Source organism: Bradyrhizobium sp. WYCCWR 13022 (genome assembly GCF_030435535.1).
GTDB lineage: Bacteria > Pseudomonadota > Alphaproteobacteria > Rhizobiales > Xanthobacteraceae > Bradyrhizobium.
The window spans coordinates 1-15,374 of record NZ_JAUIZJ010000004.1 but is presented as its reverse complement, the minus strand read 5'-3'; the positions used below and the strand labels follow the sequence as shown (position 1 = coordinate 15,374).

10 protein-coding genes and 10 pseudogenes are annotated in these 15,374 nt (G+C 62.9%); 9 read left to right on the top strand and 11 right to left on the bottom strand.

Going from position 1 to position 15,374, the window contains the following annotated elements; translation table 11 throughout:
- Nucleotides 1-212 precede the first annotated feature (212 nt).
- The gene (istA, locus tag QY049_RS10760) at nucleotides 213-1,133 is read left to right on the top strand and encodes an IS21 family transposase (RefSeq protein ID WP_128955122.1); all 921 of its coding nucleotides are present in this window, start codon (nucleotides 213-215) and stop codon (nucleotides 1,131-1,133) included.
- 129 nt (nucleotides 1,134-1,262) lie between these two features.
- Nucleotides 1,263-2,488 (top strand): annotated as a pseudogene (locus tag QY049_RS10755) (IS256 family transposase).
- Nucleotides 2,489-3,023: 535 nt separating this feature from the next.
- Here the strand turns inward: QY049_RS10755 and tnpB (QY049_RS10750) are convergent.
- From tnpB (QY049_RS10750) to QY049_RS10745, 3 genes and pseudogenes are all read right to left on the bottom strand, one after another.
- Nucleotides 3,024-3,371 (bottom strand): IS66 family insertion sequence element accessory protein TnpB, encoded by a 348-nt coding sequence (tnpB, locus tag QY049_RS10750; RefSeq protein WP_128929859.1) that lies wholly within the window; start codon nucleotides 3,369-3,371, stop codon nucleotides 3,024-3,026.
- A 283-nt stretch (nucleotides 3,372-3,654) separates the two neighbouring features.
- Complete coding sequence (locus tag QY049_RS38980) at nucleotides 3,655-3,903, bottom strand: transposase (protein WP_128955121.1); 249 nt, start codon at nucleotides 3,901-3,903, stop codon at nucleotides 3,655-3,657.
- 27 nt (nucleotides 3,904-3,930) lie between these two features.
- Nucleotides 3,931-4,851: pseudogene (locus QY049_RS10745) on the bottom strand (IS3 family transposase); the annotation flags it as partial.
- Between the two features lie 69 nt (nucleotides 4,852-4,920).
- Here QY049_RS10745 and QY049_RS10740 point away from each other — a divergent pair.
- Nucleotides 4,921-5,298, top strand: a pseudogene (locus tag QY049_RS10740) (transposase); the annotation flags it as partial.
- A gap of 313 nt (nucleotides 5,299-5,611) precedes the next feature.
- On the opposite strand, the pseudogene QY049_RS10735 reads toward QY049_RS10740, so the two are convergent.
- Nucleotides 5,612-6,169: pseudogene (locus QY049_RS10735) on the bottom strand (IS110 family transposase); the annotation flags it as partial.
- A gap of 6 nt (nucleotides 6,170-6,175) precedes the next feature.
- On the opposite strand from QY049_RS10735, the pseudogene QY049_RS10730 reads away from it, so the two are divergent.
- Together QY049_RS10730 and QY049_RS10725 are read left to right on the top strand one after the other, a co-directional pair.
- A pseudogene (locus QY049_RS10730) lies at nucleotides 6,176-7,161 on the top strand (IS21 family transposase); the annotation flags it as partial.
- Nucleotides 7,158-7,502 (top strand): annotated as a pseudogene (locus tag QY049_RS10725) (ATP-binding protein); the annotation flags it as partial. The pseudogenes QY049_RS10730 and QY049_RS10725, both read left to right, overlap by 4 nt.
- Before the next feature lie 34 nt (nucleotides 7,503-7,536).
- On the opposite strand, the gene QY049_RS10720 reads toward QY049_RS10725, so the two are convergent.
- The 6 genes and pseudogenes from QY049_RS10720 to QY049_RS10695 all read right to left on the bottom strand — a co-directional run bounded on the left by QY049_RS10720 (nucleotide 7,537) and on the right by QY049_RS10695 (nucleotide 10,188).
- On the bottom strand, nucleotides 7,537-7,773 hold the full coding sequence (locus QY049_RS10720) for a helix-turn-helix domain-containing protein (protein ID WP_232995628.1): 237 nt from the start codon (nucleotides 7,771-7,773) through the stop codon (nucleotides 7,537-7,539).
- Nucleotides 7,728-8,747, bottom strand: a complete 1,020-nt coding sequence (locus QY049_RS10715; protein ID WP_232995665.1) for a hypothetical protein — start codon at nucleotides 8,745-8,747, stop codon at nucleotides 7,728-7,730. Before QY049_RS10715 ends, QY049_RS10720 begins: the two co-directional genes overlap by 46 nt.
- A 149-nt stretch (nucleotides 8,748-8,896) precedes the next feature.
- Nucleotides 8,897-9,067: pseudogene (locus tag QY049_RS10710) on the bottom strand (zinc ribbon domain-containing protein); the annotation flags it as partial.
- 56 nt (nucleotides 9,068-9,123) lie between these two features.
- Entirely contained in the window at nucleotides 9,124-9,384 is a 261-nt protein-coding gene (locus QY049_RS10705; RefSeq protein WP_232995627.1) for a recombinase family protein, read from the bottom strand.
- Nucleotides 9,306-9,962: a recombinase family protein gene (locus QY049_RS10700; RefSeq protein WP_210326196.1), complete on the bottom strand. Its 657-nt coding sequence runs from the start codon at nucleotides 9,960-9,962 to the stop codon at nucleotides 9,306-9,308. The genes QY049_RS10705 and QY049_RS10700 overlap by 79 nt, the downstream gene beginning before the upstream one ends.
- Nucleotides 9,952-10,188, bottom strand: a complete 237-nt coding sequence (locus QY049_RS10695; RefSeq protein ID WP_210326194.1) for a hypothetical protein — start codon at nucleotides 10,186-10,188, stop codon at nucleotides 9,952-9,954. Before QY049_RS10695 ends, QY049_RS10700 begins: the two co-directional genes overlap by 11 nt.
- Nucleotides 10,189-10,626: 438 nt before the next feature.
- Between QY049_RS10695 and QY049_RS38975 the strand changes: the two are divergent.
- The 4 genes and pseudogenes from QY049_RS38975 to QY049_RS10675 all read left to right on the top strand — a co-directional run.
- Nucleotides 10,627-10,800, top strand: a pseudogene (locus QY049_RS38975) (transposase); the annotation flags it as partial.
- Between the two features lie 254 nt (nucleotides 10,801-11,054).
- On the top strand, nucleotides 11,055-11,408 hold the full coding sequence (tnpB, locus tag QY049_RS10685; protein WP_128955119.1) for an IS66 family insertion sequence element accessory protein TnpB: 354 nt from the start codon (nucleotides 11,055-11,057) through the stop codon (nucleotides 11,406-11,408).
- 50 nt (nucleotides 11,409-11,458) lie between these two features.
- Nucleotides 11,459-13,016 (top strand): annotated as a pseudogene (locus tag QY049_RS10680) (IS66 family transposase).
- 29 nt (nucleotides 13,017-13,045) lie between these two features.
- Nucleotides 13,046-13,636, top strand: coding sequence for a UPF0149 family protein (locus QY049_RS10675; protein WP_128969528.1), 591 nt, complete (start codon nucleotides 13,046-13,048; stop codon nucleotides 13,634-13,636).
- Nucleotides 13,637-13,670: 34 nt separating this feature from the next.
- Here the strand turns inward: QY049_RS10675 and QY049_RS10670 are convergent.
- A pseudogene (locus QY049_RS10670) lies at nucleotides 13,671-14,570 on the bottom strand (transposase); the annotation flags it as partial.
- Nucleotides 14,571-15,374 lie beyond the last annotated feature (804 nt).

The following is a 15,374-nucleotide window of genomic DNA, read 5'->3' as shown; positions in this document are numbered from 1 at the left end:
TAGGTCCCGCGCTGGACTTGCGGCGAGATCTGCGACGCGGGACCTATTTGAACCCTCCAGTATTCCGACGCAATCCGGCCACCGATTCCGACGGAAGTCGGCCACCCATTCCGATCGAAGCCGGCCACCCTGTTGAGACCGCCTGACGCTCTCGAAGACGGCGATCGAATCGCGGACCAGCCCACCTTTGCGACCAAGCAAGGGAAGGTCTGATGCCCGCCGAGAGAGCGCCGATGCGGAAGGTTCGAGAAGTTTTGAGACTGCGGCACGCCCTTGGCGTGAGCGAGCGGCAGATCGCCGTCACGGTCGGCATCAGCCGATCGACGGTTGGCGAGTATCTGCGGCGGGCTGCCGTGATCGGCATCACCTGGCCGGTGCCGGAAGGGATGGACGACGGCGAACTCGAGCGCCGGCTGTTCACGCCGCCGACATTCGAGGAGAAGCCGGCGCGGCCGTTGCCCGACTGGAAGGCGGTGCACCGGGAGCTGAAGCGGCGCAGCGTGACGTTGCTCCTGTTGTGGGAGGAATATCGCGCGGAGCACGCCGACGGCTATGGCTACAGCCGGTTTTGCGATCTCTACCGGGAATGGAGCGAGGCGATCTCGCCGACCATGCGGCAGACGCATGGGCCTGGAGAGAAGCTGTTCGTCGACTTCGCGGGCGACACGGTGCCGGTGTTCGACGCCGCGACCGGCGCGCAGCGGCTGGCCCATGTCTTCGTCGCGGTGCTAGGAGCATCCAACTACACCTTTGCCGAGGCGCGTTGGTCGGAAGGGCTGGCCGACTGGATCGGGCTGCACGCCAATACGTTGCGCGCGATCGGCGGCGTGCCGAAGGCGATCGTCTGCGACAATCTGAAGGCCGGCGTCACCGCCACCTGTCGCTATGAGCCGGGCATCAACCGCACCTACCAGGAGCTGGCCGAGCACTACGGCACCGCGATCCTGCCCACGCGTCCGCGCAAACCACGCGACAAGGCGAAGGTGGAAGTGGCGGTGCAGATCGTCCAGCGGTTTGTGCTGGCGCGGCTGCGGAACCGGCGCTTCTTCTCGCTTGACGAACTCAACGGGGCCATCCGCAAGGCGATCGCGGACCTCAACGACTCTTATGCAGAGTCTTGTCTGATAAAATAGCTGCGACCGATAGTGGCTCGTGCCACGGCTCTGTGCGTTACGGACCTCCTCTGCGAGCGGGGCGGTAGGAGGGTGTCCGGAACGATGTGTAAGGAGGTTTCTGTGAGTTTACCTTAATTGGAGACTCACATGACCACCGATACGACGATTACCCCTGAACTGCTGGACCAGCTTCTTGCGAACTACAGCAAGCCCGAAAACCTGACCGGCGAGAATGGGCTGTTCAAGCAGCTCAAGAAGGCCTTGATCGAGCGCGCACTTGGAGCCGAGCTGACCGAGCATTTGGGCTACGAGAAGGGTGATCCTGCCGGCCGGGGCTCAGGCAACAGCCGCAACGGGACAAGCTCGAAGACGATCCTGACGGAGGATGGCGAGATCGAGATTACCGTGCCTCGCGATCGGGCCGGCAGCTTCGAGCCGCAGTTGACCGCCAAGGGGCAGACCCGGTTCGATGGTTTCGACGACAAGATCCTGAGCCTCTATGCCCGCGGCATGACGGTGCGGGAGATCCAGGGCCACCTGGCCGAGCTCTAAGGCGCCGAGGTCTCGCCCGATCTCATTAGCCGGGTGGCCGACGCCGTCCTCGATGAGGTCCGGGAATGCCAGAGCCGGCCGCTCGACGCCGTGTACCCAATCGTCTTTTTTGACGCGCTGCGGGTCAAGATACGCGACGAAGGGCTGGTCAAGAACAAGGCGGTCTACGTTGCGCTCGCCTACAATGCCGATGGCGAGAAGGACGCTCGGGCTCTGGATCGAGCAGACCGAGGGCGCCAAATTCTGGCTGCGGGTCGTCAACGAACTCAAGGCGCGCGGCGTCAACGATATCCTGATTGCCGTCGTCGACGAGCTGAAGGGGTTTCCCGAGGCGATCACATCGGTCTACCCGCAGACGCTGGTGCAGACCTGCATCGTGCACCTGATCCGTAACAGCCTTGCCTTCGTCTCCTGGAAGGACCGCAAGGCGATCCTGCCCTCGAAAGGCGATCTATCGGGCTGAGAGTGCCGACGCGGCGGCGCTGAGGCTTGCCGAGTTCGAGGCCGAATGGGGCAAGCGCTATCCCGCCATTGGCCAGATCTGGCGCAAAGCGTGGGAGCACGTAGTGCCGTTCTTCGCCTTCGCGCCTGGCATCCGAAAGATGATCTACACGACAAACGGGGTCGAGGCGCTACATCGTTCGCTGCGCAAGATCATCAAGACCCGCGGCAGCTTCCCGACCGACGAGGCGGCGCTCAAGCTGTTGTATCTCGCCCTCAGGAACGCTGGCGTTTATTGGCGGCGACCGGTTGAATGGACTGCCGCGATGGGGCAGTTCGCCATCCACTTCGGCGCGCGGTTTCCCGGAACAGCGCGCTGATGATCACAACCGACATCACGGCGCCGACCATGATCGTTTGGACCGAACCTTCGCCGTCAAGCCCCGCGCCTGCGGCGCGCCGCTGCGCGGCTTCGGGGCTTGACCGCTCGGTCCGGCCAAGCAGAATTATCGGCCATGCCGTCGATGCCAGCTTTCAATGTCTCAAACGCAAAACCCACCTTCACAGAAATCGCTTACACAAAACTTCGGACATTCCCGGCGGTAGCGGCTGCGACAACATCATCAAACTAGCCACTGACATTTATCGTGACCTCGCCCCCAAGTGTTATCCAGTCCTGAGTTCAGGTGCTCCGGGAAGGTCTGGCCACTCGGCGCGTCTTCCGACGCTTTCGCACGGGCGACCGCGAGCTCGGCGGCGATCTCCGTACCCTTAGCGCGCTCGGCTGCCGGCGCCGCCTTCAGGGCGGCAACGTCATCCGGAGCGGCGTCGCGATCCGCATTCATGCGACGCAGTGAATCACAGATTGAATGCATTGGGACTCCCAAATGTCGGCAATATGAGGATTTTCCTGGATTAGCCCCCGCTCTGCGGCCGCCAGCTCAGTTGGGGAGTCCACCAGTCGATGCCCTCGAGCATGTAAGCCATTTGCGCTGCCGAGATCGACACCGCGCCGACCGACGTCGACGGCCAGATGAACCTGCCGTGATCCAGGCGCTTGGCATAGAGCGACATGCCCAAGCCGTCATGCGAGAGAATCTTGACCAGAAGGCCGCGGCGGCCCCATAAGATATAGAGATCGCCGGCATGGGGATCGCGCTCCAAGCTTTCCTGAACCGCAAGCGCCAAACTTTGCATGGCCCGACGCATGTCGGTGTGGCCAGTCGCGATCCATACCCTGACGCCGCTCGGGAGCGGGATCATCGTCGTCGCAGAAGCTCAAAAACCCGCTGCAGCTCGTCGCGATCAACGCGAACACGACAGCCGCCGCTAAGCTCGATCTCGATGATTCCAGCCGTTGCGCGTTGCTTAGGAGGCGAAGACGCCAGTTGCGACGTGCTGATCGATGCCGGTGCACGTGTGATCTCGACAGGAACCAGAGCTGGCACCGCATCACCGCCCAGGCGGCTTGGCGCGCCTGCCGGAACAGCAAGCTATGCGAGGCACTGATTGCGCAGCAGAAGTTGCAGATCGCCAAGCTAAAGCGTCAGATCTGACGCCACCGGGGACGAGCTGGCGGCGGAAGAGGCTGTGGCAAACCGACGACGGTGCGCGGATTTACCCGCAAGCGCAGTTGGCGCTGACGTTCGAAGAGCTGGAAGTCGTGAGCCACCCCATGCCGGCGCGCGACGCCGCAGACCGTCTCGCCGGCCTGCAAACGTCTCCTCGACAGACGGACCTTCTCGTCGTAACTCCATCGCCGCCGACGCTCGGCACCCAACACATTGACCTGCATCCGCACGTGCTGACCTTGCCCCAAGTTTTATCCAGCCCTGAGTTCGCCCCGGTCGTTGGATTTGCCCAGTTGGGGGAGCGACGGGAGCTGGCGCAGAGCCTTCGGCATAACGCACAGCGCCAGATCCCGTCGCGGATGGCAGGTGTCGGCGAACTCGGACGGCGTTTTCCATCCGAGCTGAGAGTGTGGTCGTGCGTCGTTGTAGTGGGCCCGCCCGCATCCGAGCGCGACGAGGGCCTGCGCCAGTGACGTGAACAGCGTCTCGTTGAGCAGTTCGTCCCGCAGCCGGCCATTGAAGCGCTCGATGAACGCATTCTGCATGGGCTTGCCCGGCGCGATGTAATGCCAACCGACGGGGCTTTGATCGGCCCATGTCAGGATGGCGTTGCTGGTGAGCTCGGTGCCGTTGTCGCTGACCACCATCCTGGGCTCGCCGCGCTCGAACATCAGCCGGTCCAGTTCCCGCGCCACGCGGATGCCGGAGAGCGAGGTATCGGCGACTAGCGCCAAGCACTCGCGGGTGCAGTCATCGACCACGGTGAGGACGCTGAAGCGGCGGCCGCAGGTCAGCTGATCCGACACGAAGTCGAGCAACCAGCGATCGTTGCGGGCCATCGGCACCGTCATTGGCGCCCGGGTCCCAAGGGCGGCCCGCTTGCGGCCGCCGCGGCGGCGTACCGCAAGCCTCTCTTCCCCGGAACAGCTTCTTGTGGTTTGACCAGGTAGCCCTCCCGGTTGAGCAGCACGTGCAGGCGCCGACAAACAAAAACGACGGCGTTCGTGGGCGATCGCCCGCATGCGCTGCCGTAGGACGGCATCGTCCGCCCGGATTGTCAGATATCTGATGGTCATGCGGCAGCAGCCGATGGCTTTACACGCCCGCCGTTCGCTCATCCCGTGGGCAACCATGAGATACGCGACAGCTTTCCGCTTGCCCGCGGGCGTCACCATTAATGGGATGGACCGCCCCGTCCTCCTCCCTCATCATAGGAAGGGCAGACTAAAGAGGAGAGTATCATGGCCGATCGCAATTTGCCGCGACCCGCGGCTGTCTATGGAATCGACATTGGCAAGAACCTATTCCACGTCGTTGGCCTGAGCTGCGACGGCACACCTGTTCAGAAATTTCGCTTTCGAGGGGACACCCTTCTTCAGTTCTTTGCGCGCGCACAACCAAGCATAGTTGGCATGGAATCCTGCGTCGGTCCACAGTGGCTCGCCCGGAAGATACAGGCACTTGGTCACAAGGTGCGCCTGATCCCCGTGCAATTCGTGAAGCCCTACGTGAAGTCAAACAAGAACGATATCATCGACGCCGAGGCGATCGCTGAGGCCGCTACGCGACCGACAATGCGCTTCGTTGCCGTGAAGGAGGAGGACCAAGTGGATCTTCAAGCGCGTTTCCTTCGTCATTCAAACGCGCGGCAACTCGAGATTGAATATTCCGGCACCCTGACGCAAAGGTACACCGTACTCGAGGCAGAAAGCCCGCGTCTGATTGATCAGGCGTGTCCTCGAGCCGACCATCTGGCACGGATTCGCGATGCAGCGCTTCCAGTTGCATAAATGTATCCGGCCTCTCGCGAGTGGACTGCTGTTGCAGCCACGCCATGATGAGATCCGCGCACGCCGTTCCCAATAAATAGTTCGGGCAGGAAGCCCGCTTTTTTGCACAGGGCTTACGGCATGTTGATCCACTGTTTCGTCATCACTGTTCCCGAGCCTTGCAATCGAAGCCAGAAGCGTCAGGCAAGGCAGGATCTCTGCGTTCGTAGAGTGCTCCGGGCTTGTTCAAGACCACCCACACAATGCGGGCCATCTTGGCGGCTAGAGCGACAACGGCCTTGTTCGGATGCATCCGAGCCTGGAGCCCGTCGAGCCAGCTTCCTAGGCGATCGCGCGTCCGGTCCAAATGCCGGAAGCAGGATCGCGCGCCCTGCACCAAAAGCTTTCTCAGATAACGGTTGCCGCGTTTGCTGACGCCAAGCAACGTCTGTTTTCCGCCGCTCGAGTATTGCCTGGGCACTAACCCCAGCCAGGCAGCAAGGTCGCGGGCCTTGCGAAACTGCAGCCCATCACCGATCGCGGCAAGTACGGCGGTCGCACCCAATGCGCCGATACCAGGAATTGTCATCAGCCGGCGGGTGACGTCCTCTCGATCGGCAACCGCTTCGATCTCCTGTGTCAATTCGCGGATCCGTTCTTCGAGGCGGCGGAGATCGGCGAAGCGAGCGCCCACCAGGCGACGCATCACTGGCGACAAATCGGCGCACCGCTGGATCATCGTCTCTATCACGTCCGTTTGGCCTATTGCGGGTTCGCGCACGCCCACGTCGTGCTTGGCGGTGAGAGCTTCGTTGCCCTGGCCGAAGGCCTGCAGAATGCCCTCTGGTCGCTCGGTGGGGCGCCGCGGGAGCATCGGACCGACAGCCTGTCGGCCGCATTCCGCAATCTCGATTGCCATGCTCGGGATGATCTGACGCAGCGATACGAGGCCCTTTGTGCCCATTACGGCATGGGGCATTCCCGCAACAATCGAGGCGTTGCTCACGAGAATGATTCGATCGAAGGGCCCCACGGTCATCTGAAGCGAGCAATCGCGGATGCCTTGCTGCTGCGCGGAACTGTCGACTTCGACGATCTTGCCACCTATCGCGGCTTCATCGACGAGATCGTCAGCCGCCGCAATGCCCGCAACGCCAAGCGGATCGATAGCGAGCGCGTGGTGTTGCAGGAGCTGCCCGATCGGCGCACCTCCGACTACGAAGAGGTGATCGTCCGCGTGACATCGTCCGGCGGCTTCACCCTGCGCAAGGTGTTCTACACGGTGCCATCGCGCCTGATCGGTCACCGGCTGCGGGTGCGCCTTTACGATGATCGTCTCGAGATTATCGGCACGTGATCCATTCCCTGCGGCGCAAGCCGATGGCGCTTCTCAATCTGGTCTACCGAGATCGGCTGTTCCCGCGCGATGCCTATTGGAAGACCTTCGATCGGTTGCGCGAACGCTTGCCGGACAAAAAAGCCTGCCGGATCATGGTCGATCTCCTCGCGCTCGCTCATGAACGCGGCTGCGAGACCGAACTCGCCGATCAGCTCACCGCCGACCTCGAGGCCGGCCGACTGCCTGAACCTAACCGGCTGCGCGCTCACTTCGCTCCTGACCCGCCCACCTGCCGAACGTCGTGGTGCAGCTCGCACCCCCTTGCCACCTACGAATGCCTCATCGGTACTGCCGAGATCGGAGGTGCCGCATGAGCGTAGCCAATACCGTTGATACCGCGCGCCTCAATCTGTTGCTCAACGAGCTCCGCCTCCCGGCCATCAAGGTGCTGTGGGCGCAATTTGCCGAGCAGTCCGACAAGGAAGGTTGGCCAGCGGCCCGCTTCCTCGCCACCATTGCCGAGCACGAGATCGCCGAACGCGGTCGCCGGCTCACCGAGCGCCATCTCGTCGAGGCGCGGCTGTCTGCTGGGAAGACCTTCGGCGGCTTCGACTTCGAGGCCGTGCCGATGATCTCCAAGGCGCAGGTGATGGCGCTCGCCGCCGGTGACAGCTGGTTGGGTAAGGGTGCCAATTTGCTCCTGTTCGGGCCGCCCGAGTCCGATTCATACTGCCCACCTCGTTATGCCATTATAGTTCAAGCTCTCTTTGGCGGAGATCGCCAGACGACGGGCGCCGGAAGCGCCGCGCCTGCGCGGCGTTCCTGACCTCGGGGTGCTCCAGATCAGGCGCCTTGATCACCCAGGGTGCGCCCTTGCACAGCTGGTGCGCGGGCAAGCTTCGCTCCGCGATCAGACGGCGAACCGTCGATGGGCTGACCGTCAACGCAGCGGCGGCTTCATCCAGAGTAATTTCTCCTCTCTCCATGCGTTCGCCTTCCCGGTAGGGTGCGATAGCTTGCTGGTTGCGCAAGTGACGAACGCGGGCGCGGGTCCAGCTGTTACCGTGCCCCGTCGACTTGCCGCTCGGTCGAGGACCGCCGCGATCGTGCCGTCGGGCATCTGGCGTGCCAGAACACGCAGGAGATCGATGACATCTGCGGATGTGCTCCAGCGGTGTTGGCCCGTGCGGTTCTTTCTGGTCTCTAGCGCTGTGTGATCGCCGCCCTGCCAGTGGATCACAAGCTCAATTGCCGCATCGCCGACGCATACAACGATTTCGTGGATTAAGGTTCGGATGATCCCCTTGCGCGTGGCAGGCGTCGCCCCAGGACTGTTCCAGGCCCGCTCCAAATCGGAGCCAAGCGCAAGCAGCCGCTCGCGATCCGCCTCGCTCAGAGGACTCTCCGGCTTGGCCAACAGTGCACCGCGCTCTTCCTCGAGCGCGCGGACGGCCAGCAGACGTTCATTCCAACGTCGCTCCAGCTCGCCGGCGACCAGGCGATTGTCGGGATCGACAGCCTCATATCGCCGACGAGCCCGAGTGGCCTCATAGCGCGCTTGCTCACGCTTGGGCAGGCGTATCTCGCTGTGAACGCCGCCAACCCAGTGGACGACGAGGACGATCTCGGAGGCCGCATCATCGATATCGGCTACGACCTCATGGATGAGGGTGCGCACAATGCGCTTCTTGAGGCGAGCATCCGTCGTCGGCGCATCCCAGACCGTTCTGAGGTTCGAGGCCAGAACGCCGAGCGAGGCTGGATCAGCAATGGGGGCAGGCATCGCCGCATTATGCGTGGCGATTTTGCCCTCGACCTCCGCTGCGTGAGCGAGCGTCCTGTTCCAGCGCGCTCCAAGCTCGCCCGCCACCAGCCGGCTCGCGGGGTCAGCGGCATCGTATTGCCGGAAAAGCCTGGTCGGCGGCATAGCGCGCCGCTTCGAGATCGCGACTGAGAGCATCGCGCACCTGATCGCGCCGTTCCCCTGGCTTCCTTGGCGGCAGCGGTTGCGGCGGCGATAGCGCCCGGACCGATGACGCCAAGCAGTGCTTCCTCGATTGCATCATCGACGGGCAGTCCGCCGAAGCCGATGCAGTGAGGGCCGCCATTGTCCATCCAGGCGCGGCTACAGCTATAGCGCGGGATATGGTGGTTCATGCCGGAGTACCGGAGTGTGAGCTTGCGACCGCAGCGCTTGCACCGGATCAGACCGGCCAGCAGCGCGTCACCATGCTTGGGCGCGCCGTGATGCCGACCGGTGGGAGCGTTGCTGCTGACCATGGTGCGGATCGCCTCGAACCTCTCCCAGCTCACATACCCGTCGTGGGTGTTGGGCTTCAGCGCCAGCCATTCGCTCCGCGCCTGCGGCGGATCTTCACGCTCACACCCACGGCGCTGTATCCCGCCGCGACAGCCGTCTTACCATAGGCATAGGCGCCGCCGTAGACCGGGTTCTCAATGATCCGGTGGATGGCGGAGTAGCTCGGTCGCCGCCAGGCCGTTGCGCCGTTGGTCCGCTTCACCGGCAGATCGAGATTGTACTCGTGGAGCCAGCAGAACGGTCGCGCGCTGCCGAGTTCCTCGACCTTGTCGAACACCAGCTTGATCGCTCCTGGACACGCCGATCCGGATCTTTCTCATAACGGTCGCCGGCCTTCACGAAGCCGACGGGCGCTGCCACAACCAACTCGCCCCGGCGCGCCTTCTCGTAGCGGGCCGAGAGCGAGCGCTGGCGCAACAGATCCAGCTCGTACTCGTTGAGGCTGCCCTTGAGCCCGAGCAACAGGCGATCGTTACCGTGCCTTGGCGCGTAGATCGTCTCCTGATCGATCAGAACGGTATCGACCACGCGGCACATCTCGATGAGTTGCTGCCAATCCCGTCTGTTGCGAGCGAAGCGCGAGACTTCGCGGGCGCAAACCGCACCAACTTTACCGAGGCAAACCTCCGCTACCATCCGCTCGAAGCCGGCGCGTTGTACGCCGCCGGCGGCTGAGCGACCGAGATCATCATCGATCACTTCAACCTCTGACCATCCGAGTGCCGTCAGTCGGTCCCGCATGGCGTATTGCAACGCGCCGCTCTCGCGATTGTGTAGCACCTGATGTGCTGAGGATTGACGCACGTAAAGTATCCCCTTCTCCAGATGATGAGGCCTGACCTTGTCAGAGATCATGACCGACCTCCTTCGCGCGCGGCGTCGCTGTCGTCGCGGCATGGTCGAGGATCAACTGCGTCATCAGACTCGTAAGGGCCGCCTGCGCTTCCGCCGGAAGCTCCGACCATGTGGGCGCACCGGTGGCGCCGCTCGACAGGCCGCTCCCGAACAGATCCATCTGCTGCGGCCGCGGTTGTTGATTGTGTCGGTATCCGCTCCCTGGCATTGCCGTCTGGCGTGACATGAGTCGCTCCCCGATTCTGACCGTGAGAGCCTCTGGATGCGCCAGAAAGCAGGGCAGCTGATGGCGTTCGATCCTTCAACGCCAGATCGAGAAGCGCAGAAAGCGCCGCAAGCGCATCGATGCTGACAAACGGTTGAGCTGTCAAAAGCTCGGCGTCAGGGCATGCCGTCCGGTCGAACATCCCTGCTGGCACTTCCAGCCAACGATCTCCTTGCGATCCGTCCAAGGTGCAGCGAAAAACAACATCAAAGCCTTGTCGACGGCTCCATGAACGCAAACTCGGCGCCCAAACCATGGATGATGCCGATAAAGAACCTCGCGAAGAACGGTCCTGTGGCCGTTCTCAAACGTTGTTGTACAACGAACACCGCGGACACTCGGCCATCGGCTATATCAGCTCGGTCGAGATGGAGCGCAAGGTGGGATTAGCTTAACGGGGTGTCCATCAAACCGGCAGCACGCTCAGTGATCACCGGGGAGCGCCGACGGCGTCGGTGGACGAGCGAGGAGAAGGCCCGGATCGTGGCGGAGAGCTTTGAGGAGGGTGCGAACATCTCCGAGGTTGCGCGGCGCAATGGCGTTTCGCGCGGGCTGCTTACGGTGTGGCGCCGCCAAGTTGCGGCGGCGGTGGGGGGCAAGGCACCGAACTTCGTGCCAATCCAAATTGGTCCGGGGATCGATCGCGGGACAGCGGGCGAGCATGAACGTATTTCCGGGCTACAGACGAGGCCTTTGGAGATCGCCGCGCCGCCGGCCAAGGTTTGCGGAGTTGTCGAGATCGAGGTGAACGGGGCGCGCATCCGGGTCGAGCCGGACGTTGAGCTGGCGACGCTGTCGACCGTGCTGGCGGCGCTTCGGGGTATCCGGTGATTGCGCTACGCTCTGACCTCAAGGTGGTGCTGGCGACACAGCCGGTCGATTTCCGCAAGTCGGTGCATACGCTGTCGGCACTGGTGAGCGAAGCGCTGCGTGCGAATCCGTGTTGTGGGGACGTCTTCGTGTTCCGCAGCAAACGCACGGACAGAGTGAAGCTTCTGGCGTGGGACGGCAGCGGCATGGTGCTGATGACGAAGTGGTTGCACCAGGGGCACTTCACCTGGCCGCCGATCCGCGAAGGCGTGGTGCATCTGACTGCGACACAGCTCGCGATGCTGCTCGACGGACTCGAGTGGACGCGCGTCTCGCCCAAGCCGGTGAAGCAGCCGGCCGTTGTCGGCTGAGAGGAGAGGATTTCGCTGGAGCCTGCGCCGCGCGGATGTATGGTCCATTTATGGCGATTCGCCCGGACGTCCTCTCGACTGATCCCGCCGCTCTAACAGAGATGGTGCTCGCGCTCGACGCCGAGAACGAGAAGCTGCGTGTTGCGATGCAGACGCTCAAGGAGATGATCTTCGGGAAGCGCTCGGAACGGCTTGCCACGCTCGTGGCCGAGCAGCTTGAGCTTGAGCTTGACGATCTTGAGACCAGTGTCACGCCGCCGGCAGCTGCCAACGACGATGCACCTGCGGTGAAGCCGTCCGATAAGCTACGTAAGAAGGCGCGCCGCAACATCGGCGCGTTGCCCAAGCATCTGCCGCGCTGTGAGCAGGTCCTGGAGCCGGAGGTGACGGCCTGCCCGTGCTGCCAGGGCCAGCTTCACAAGATCGGCGAGGACGTCAGCGAGGTGTTGGAGTGATCCCGGCGCTCCTGCGCGTGCTGCGCACGATCCGTCCCAAATACGGCTGCCGCGGCTGCACCGATGGCGTGGTCCAAGCCAAAGTGCTGCCGCGCCTGATTGAGGGCGGCATGGCGTCGACGGCCCTCGTGAGCCATGTGGTGGTCTCGAAGTTCGCCCGGTATTTGCCGCTGTACCGGCAAGTTCAGATCCTGGCCGGCCACGGCATCCATCTTGACCGCGCGACACTCGCGGTTGGGTCAAACGTACCGCCTTGTGGCTCAGGAGCCTTTATGAGCTGCAGCTGCGGATCATTCAGGCTGCGCCGCGCGTGTTCTGCGACGAGACGCCGATGCCGGTGCTTGATCCAGGACGACATCGTCCCCGCATCTGCCAGTTCTGGGCGCATGCTATGGATGACCGGCCATGGGGTGGCCCCTCGCCGCCGGCGGTTACCTACGTATTCGCCGACGGCCGCGGCACCGAGGAGATCGCCGGACAGTTGATGGGCTTTTGCGGCGTTCTGCAGGTGGACGGTTATGCCGCCTACAAGGCGCTGGCCCGCCGTCATGGCGGCGCGATCCAGCTCGCCTTTTGTCTCGCCCATGCTCGACGCAAATTCGTCGAGGTGTACAAGTCCACGCAGTCGCCATTCGCGCGCGACGTGATTGAACGGCTGCAGGCGGTCTATGCGATCGAGGCAGAGATCCGCGGCAGCAGTGCGGAGCAGCGGCTGGCCGCCCGCCGCACCAGGAGCGCCCCGTTGATGGTGGCGCTCAATGCGCGACTGATTGAGATGGTAGGTCAGCTGTTTTCCCAATCGAAGCTGACAGAGGCGATCAACTATGCGCTCAATCACTGGGACGGACTGACGCTGTTTCTCAGCGACGGCCGCGTCGAGGTCGATTCCAACACGGTCGAGCGTTCCATGCGCCCGATTGCCATGGGAAGACGCAACGCCTTGTTCAGCGGTAGCGAAGGTGGTGCCGAGAGCTGGGCCATCCTCGCGTCGCTCGTGAACACCGCAAAGCTCCATGAGCTCGATCCGCAAGCCTATCTGACCGACGTGCTGGAGCGCATCGTCTCCGGTGGAACCAAGAGCCATCAACTGCACGAACTGCTCGCCTGGCACTGGAAGGCGGCGCGCCAGCGCACCGCACAGGCCGCGGCATGAGCCCGCGTCGTCATAAAGCAGCGTCGTCAATGGCCGCAGCCGAGATGCCACTTGAGGAGCTCGAGCGATGGCTGCAGGCTCGGGTCGATCAGCAACCTGCCGCCACCAATCTCCCCATGCTCGACGGCTACGTCGCCGCAATCGTGGCCGGACCGGTGTCGATGAGCCCACTCGACTGGATCTGCCCGCTGCTCGCCATCGATGCCGATGCCTTCAACCACAGCGGCACCCCGGAGTTTGCAGCCATATCGGCTGTCGCCCTGCGTCACAACGACATCAGCAACACCCTCTCGACCGCACCCGACAGGTTCGCGCCGATGCACCGGCGTAAACCCAGTGGAGACGTGGATCCGCGACCATGGTGCCAAGGCTTCTACGCCGCGATGCGGCTCAAGCTATTGGCGTGGGCACCGTTGCTGGACACCGGCAACGTCAATCACGGCCTACTTCTACCTATCCTGCTGCACTGTCGCGACGATCAGGGCCGACCGCTGCTTGGACCACCACGAAGCGGCCGCGAGACCAAGAAATTTCTGCGTAACGCCCACGCCGATATTCCCGCGGCGGTCGAAGCCTTGCGGCAATACTGGATGCCGATCCGCTACGCCCGCGCTCAATGATCACTGCGGTCGTGGGAGCTCATGCCGGTTACAGTTAGTCGGCTTGGCGCGGGAGCTTCCATTCCCAGGCAGCAGTTCGCGCAGACGCGAAGCGGGAAGATCGGCGATCCGGGCGAGGACGTCGGAGAGCCGGGCTTTGGGATCGACATCGTTAAGACGACAGGTGGTGATCATCGTCAGCATGATGGCGGCGCGTTCGGCGCCGCGCAGGCTGCCGGCGAAGGTCCAATTGCGCCTTCCCAAGGCGATGCCGCGCAACGCTCTTTTGGCGGCGTTGTTGCTGAGGCAGATCCTGCCATCGTCGAGGAAGCGGGCAAAGTCGGCTCAGCGCCTGGCATGTAATTCGTGGGCTTCAGGACCTCGGAGGAGCGCGAGAGGGTTTCTCGCTCGCGCAGCAGCCAGGCGTGCATGTCGTCGAGCAGCGGCTTAGCGCGATCGGGGAGCTGGTTTACCCTTGCTGCCTACCCTGGCGTTCTTCTCGATATCGGCCAACTCGAAGAAGCCCCGCCGCGCATGCGCGAAGCAGAATGCCGGCGTGATCGGCATCGCTTTCCTTTGCGGGTCGAACAACGGCTCGAAGCCGCTATAGCAATCGGCTTGCAGGATGCCGGCGAAGGCGGCCAGATGCCTCTGGGGATGCTGGCCTCGCCGGTCGGGTGAGGCGTAATAGACCGCAGCCGGCGGCGCCGGCCCACCGAAGGGCCGGTCATCCCGCCCATAACTCCAGCTCCGGCGGGTCGTGCACTTGCCCTTCGCCAGGACGCGGATGGTGGTGTCGTCGCCATGAAGGCGCTCGACTGCGAGTACATGACGCTCGATCAGCTGGAAGAGCGGCATGATGGCGAAGGTTCCGTGGCCGACCTGGTCAGCGAGCGTCGACAATGGCAGGTCGATCCTCTCGCACTTGGTTGAGCGGGATATGCATGCCGAACTGTGCGTCCAGCGAAGGCTGGCATGTTCAGCAGGAGTAAGTCCTGCCGGGGAAAAAGTTAGCTCCCCGTAGTGTGGGTAGCAGAGGAGATAGAAATAGAACCTTTGAAGCCTATCGACAAAACTCCCTTGGGGAGACCACGAGTCATCGGGCCGTATCAAAAGAGAACGCGTTGTGGCCTCGAAAATGCTGAAAACCGAAAGTCGAGCCTGCAGTTTAGGGGCGAAGGCAGCATGATCCATCGAATGCTAACTGACACGACGGGTCATTTCGGCGGGGTGAAAGCGACAGCACGGTGACAAGGACATGCCGAGCAACTGGAGAAGCCTTCATCCCGGAGAGAAATCGCCGGAAGAAGGTAGGTCGTATAACCGGAGATCCCGGGAAATCGACCGAAGATGAGAAGGTGGCGGCCGGGACTGGAGTAGCGATGAAGCGGAGTAACTCCCGTGGAGCAAAGGGTCCCTGCCATTTGTGATGTCTCTAACGTAAGGAAGGCAAGGACGAGATGATAAAGGCGTCCATCGATTTGCAAGACCTGAGGCGGAGACTATACGTCAAGGCGAAGGCTGAACCGTCCTGGCGTTTCTGGGGTCTATACGTCCACGTGTGCAAGATGGAGACCCTGCGCGCAGCGTATGAGATGGCGAAAGAAAACGACGGCGCACCGGGAATAGACGGGGTGCGCGGCGGCGATCAGGGTGAGACTCCGTATTGCCTCACCTATCGATGCTCCCGAGTGCGATCGGTTGCCTCATTTATTTTGCTCCCGGCTTGGGTTGAGGAGGAGGCCGGGTGCGGAGATGG